Raw genomic sequence first — 4,343 nt, 5'->3', positions numbered from 1 at the left:
CTCTTACCTTGCTTCATGCAAAAAAGATAAAGATGGGCCATCAAATGAAGAAATTCTTAAAAATAAAATCGAGGATGTAATTCCACAGCAATATTTAGATACCCTTAAAAGATTAAATTTTCCAGTTAATGAAGGTACAACACCCCCTAATATGGAGGGCGCATTTTATGTATCGCCACTGATTCTAAAAGCATCAAACATATCCGGAGATAAACCGGGAAATGCATTTCTGAGTTCAAAGGTGAAATTTTTTGACCAACACAATGATGATTTTGGTATAAGCTTAATTGGCGAGCATGTATTAACTTTAAGAGATACCAGCATTGTAACGGCAATATCAGGTTCGGGAAATAATTTTACCATCTACGGGAAAGTTAAATCTACTTATGGCTCCTACTCTGCCATATTTGCTACGATAATTTCGGGTGTAAAAGAAGGCAACAACATTAAAAATTACACTATTGGTTTAATAAACATTGATAACAGCAAAGGTGGTACAGGTATTTTCGTGCCTGAGGGAAAAGCCAGAATTGCTTATGATTCTGACTTAATCACCGAAAGCATTGAGTATGATGCAAAAACAGCAAATTCTGGTAATGAAAAAACCTTAAAGTTAGTAAAACCGTTAGGAGGAGATTAGATTTTTGCACTTAGCCCGGGGGCTAACCACCCCCACCCGGGCCACCTGGCATCCCCCTTGGAGGACGACCAACAAACTTTTGCAGTCTGAGTGTAATGGTGAGCAGGTAATAACGCCCTAAGCGGTTTACGCTGCTTTGCGTAATGGCATAAGCGTTTTGAGTTGAGGTAAAACCTGTATTCTCACTAAATACATCATACACAGAAAAGCGCAGCGTACCTATGTTGTTCTTTAGAAAACGCCGCTCTAGGTAGGTATTCAGAATATTTGGGTTGGTGGAACCACTGAAGCCTTCATAAATCATCTTGCTGTAGTTATAATTTAAGGTCCAATTTTTCAGGAAATAGAGGTTGCCATTCGTGCCAAGAGTAATGGTTTGAAAGTTATTGTCAATATTGGCATGTGCGACAGAATTTTTGGATTGATTAATACTATAACTGGCACTCGCCTCTGCGTCTAAAACCTCGGGAATATCTACCCTGAAACGTACTCCCTGAGAAAGCACAAAGTTTTTAGCGATATTCTTTTGGACAGTTTGATCAATACCGAGTGAATCGAGAACATCAGTGAGGTAAGAAATGTTGTTATTGTAAGTGACCTTCCCATTAAAGAATAAGCTGTATCTTCGTTTTGCCCATGGCTTGGCAAACGCATAATATGCCGAAGCATTATAAAACCCAGAAGCATTCTGATATTTCGTTAATATTGCCCCCGCTAGCCTTGGGTCAGCTTTGTAATTGCGTGGATAGGTAACGGTGTTGGCTACAATCTTATGGTCAGTTTGAGTAAAACTCAGGTTCACAAAAAAAGTTTTGCCCGTACCGTCTCCGAATTTGTTATACCTGATCTGAAAGTTGTTGTTGTACTCGGGCAGCAGATCCGCGTTACCCTGTATCGGATAGCTGGCCTCTGAAAAGTCAATCACCGGCTGCAATTGGTAATAGACTGGTGAATTGCTTGCTCCCTGGTAGTCCAAAGCCAGTGCCTGAAGGTCGGAGAAGTTATAAACATAATGCAGTACCGGTGAAAAATTAAATATGGTTTTGTGTGTCGGGGCAGTGGCAGATGATGAGCCCTTCAGCAATGTTGGTTGCGCGGTCACACCCAATGTAAAGTTATATTTCTGGTCAATTACCTGATAGTTTACGGTAAAATTGTTGGTGATGAAATTGAAATTGTAATCGTTACTTAAATTAGGATCGCGATTGACATCACCTGCGCCGGCAACCGTGTCGGTAAGCCTGTCCGCCCCTGTTTGTACGTTATGGTACTGGTAATTAAATTCCAGATATGTTTTTTTACTTATCGGCTCCAGGTATGACAAAGAAAGACCCAAGCTGTCGGTACGCCTGCTGGTATTGATCATCTGATTTACCGGCGCATTGGCATTGCCTTCCAGATAATTGTAGACAGGATTCTGATACTGTTTATTTCTTGTAGTACCACTGGCTAACAATACATTGAAATTGCGCCCGCGCTTCCGAAACCGATGGTTGTACAATGCACTAAGGCCAAAGTTGGGCGCCTTGGTGTGAGACAATAAACTTCTTGTATAATCTGAGATTAAAGTGTTACCGATATTTTGGGCTTGTAGCCTACTTGCAAAATTTTGATCGGTACGCCCCCCGCTGTACGAAAACGTTGGGATGAATTTAAAGTAATTTACTGTATCTGGCTTGTATTCTATATTGAATTTAAAACGATGGTTAAGATTCTGGGTATTCTCTGTGCTATTGCTGTTCTGGACTGAAGGTAGCTGGCCTGATATGTTATTTTGAACCGTTTTTAAAGTGGTGTATACCGAGTTGTCTGCAAGACTATAGCTGCCGTAAACTTTTACCTTTTTACTCCAATCATCACGATAATTAAACCCTAATGAGCGTGTGGTAGTAATACCTTTTGGATCCGGACCAAACACATTCGGACGGTCTCCGCCGGTAAAGGTAAACAGGCTTGTATTGGTATTGTTGACGTCACCTGATATGGTTATCTGACGCTTGTCCTGGAAACTGAATACATTGGTTGCTCCGACATAACGACCCCCATTTTTTATCCCTGCTGTTTCCCGAACAGCATCACGGCCGCTGCCCACAGTTCCCTGACCAAAATAGCCATGATTTTTATCCTTCCTGATATTAATGTTTAATACCTTTTGTGGGTCACCGATTTTGATGCCCGTAATATTGGCCTGATCACCGTAATCGTTTATGACCTGTACATTCTGCACCAGATTTGCAGGCAGGTTTCGGGTCAGGCTTTTCACATCACCTGCCATATAATCTTTCCCGTTGAGTCGCACCTTGTTTACTTGTTTACCTTGTGCTGTGATGTTACCATCGTTACTTACTTCTAAACCAGGCATTTTCTTAATGGCGTCTTCAATTACTGCACCTTCTCGCACTTTGTATGCTGATGCATTGTATTCAATTGTATCTTCCCTTATTTTAACCGCATTAGCATTAGTGACTGTAACACCTTGAAGCGTAATAGGGTCACTTTTTAATACGATTGGATCTAGTTCGGCTGTGATGTTGTTAGGAGCAAGATTATACCGCCGTTTAACACCCTGATAACCTAAAGAAGTAACCACCAGGCTGAATTGATTAACTGATACCGATGAGAAGGTAAACCTGCCAGTGGAATTAGTAGCAACAACTGAACTGTCTTTATCTGTAAACAATTTAATCGTTGCCCATGGTAGCGTTGCTCCTGTGGAATCTTTTACCACACCGGTTACCTGACGGCCGGTTTGTGCGTAAACCTGCATACTGAAAAGCAAGGCAGCAACTGAAAGAAAATGTAGACGTCTCATGATCCCTGATTTGGTGCGTTGCAAACCAAAACAGCTGTTGCAATTTTGTTGCCCTCTGCATCTGACTGGTAGGTAACTATTGTTACCTTGCTACCTATTTTTAAATCGGACACTAAGATGGCGCCTGAAGAGTTTCTGATGGTTGTCTGGCGGGTAAGTTTAATCATTACTTTCTCGCCGTCGCGCTGTTGAATAATGATAGCCTGATTTCCTGTACTTACAATCTGTCCCAGGCCACCGGTGCCCCCACAGGGGTCGTTGCCTTGAGAAGGCCCACTACCTTGACCCTCTTCAGCACGGTCAGACCTGCCGCGCTCCGGGCCCGGTTCCAAACTAAGGGGAAACTGACCCTTCTGGTAAAGAACAAGACCGTAAGATGCTGCGCCAGCAGCTACAAGCATCATTATAATTACGGCAATCCTGATATTTTTGGATTCCATCAAACGCAGCTTCTTTCCCAGAACGGTAAAGGCCCAATAGCCTATCATAACACCAAGTCCGTTTAATATAACATCATCAATATCAAATATGCCCACACGCAATAGTACCTGTAATCCCTCGATTGCAAAACCGGTGGCAATTGCAAGCACAAACATTTTTTTCCATGTGATGTCCGCAAAAACCAAAGGGCCCAGCAATCCTACCGGTACAAGCAAAATAATGTTTCCGATAAGATTAATGCCTCCGATTACCAAGCCCTTCTCCCCTAGCAGATACACCAAAATGGTTTTGAACGGAACTAAATTGGCCGGACCTGTTTGTGATCCACCAAAATAAATCATCAAGGAGCCTATCCTGATCATGGGCACATCCTTAAATACCATTACCTTGATCAGGATCGCACTATAAGCGATGAGAATAAATGTTGATATTAATTGCTTCTTCATAGAC

The 4,343-nt window shown here is 42.1% G+C and carries 3 protein-coding genes; 1 reads left to right on the top strand and 2 read right to left on the bottom strand.

Translation table 11 applies throughout. The features are described 5' to 3' along the window. The coding region (locus AC1DDX_RS24445) for a hypothetical protein (protein WP_477622746.1) at window positions 1–640 on the top strand (640 nt) is incomplete at its 5' end. A gap of 22 nt (window positions 641–662) precedes the next feature. Here AC1DDX_RS24445 and AC1DDX_RS24440 read toward each other — a convergent pair. Further along, window positions 663–3,452: a TonB-dependent receptor gene (locus AC1DDX_RS24440; RefSeq protein WP_337716009.1), complete on the bottom strand. Its 2,790-nt coding sequence runs from the start codon at window positions 3,450–3,452 to the stop codon at window positions 663–665. Further along, window positions 3,449–4,343: VanZ family protein (locus tag AC1DDX_RS24435; RefSeq protein ID WP_477622745.1), on the bottom strand; the 895-nt coding region annotated here is incomplete at its 5' end. The genes AC1DDX_RS24435 and AC1DDX_RS24440, both read right to left, overlap by 4 nt.

This window comes from Pedobacter sp. 10L46_2, from assembly GCF_056395165.1.
Note: the sequence above shows the minus strand (reverse complement) of the source record. Positions and strands in the feature narration are given on the sequence as shown.

Excerpts from the sequence above, each read along its gene's own strand:
- AC1DDX_RS24440 (WP_337716009.1), bottom strand. The coding sequence starts at position 3,452 with ATGAGACGTCTACATTTTCTTTCAGTTGCTGCCTTGCTTTTCAGTATG.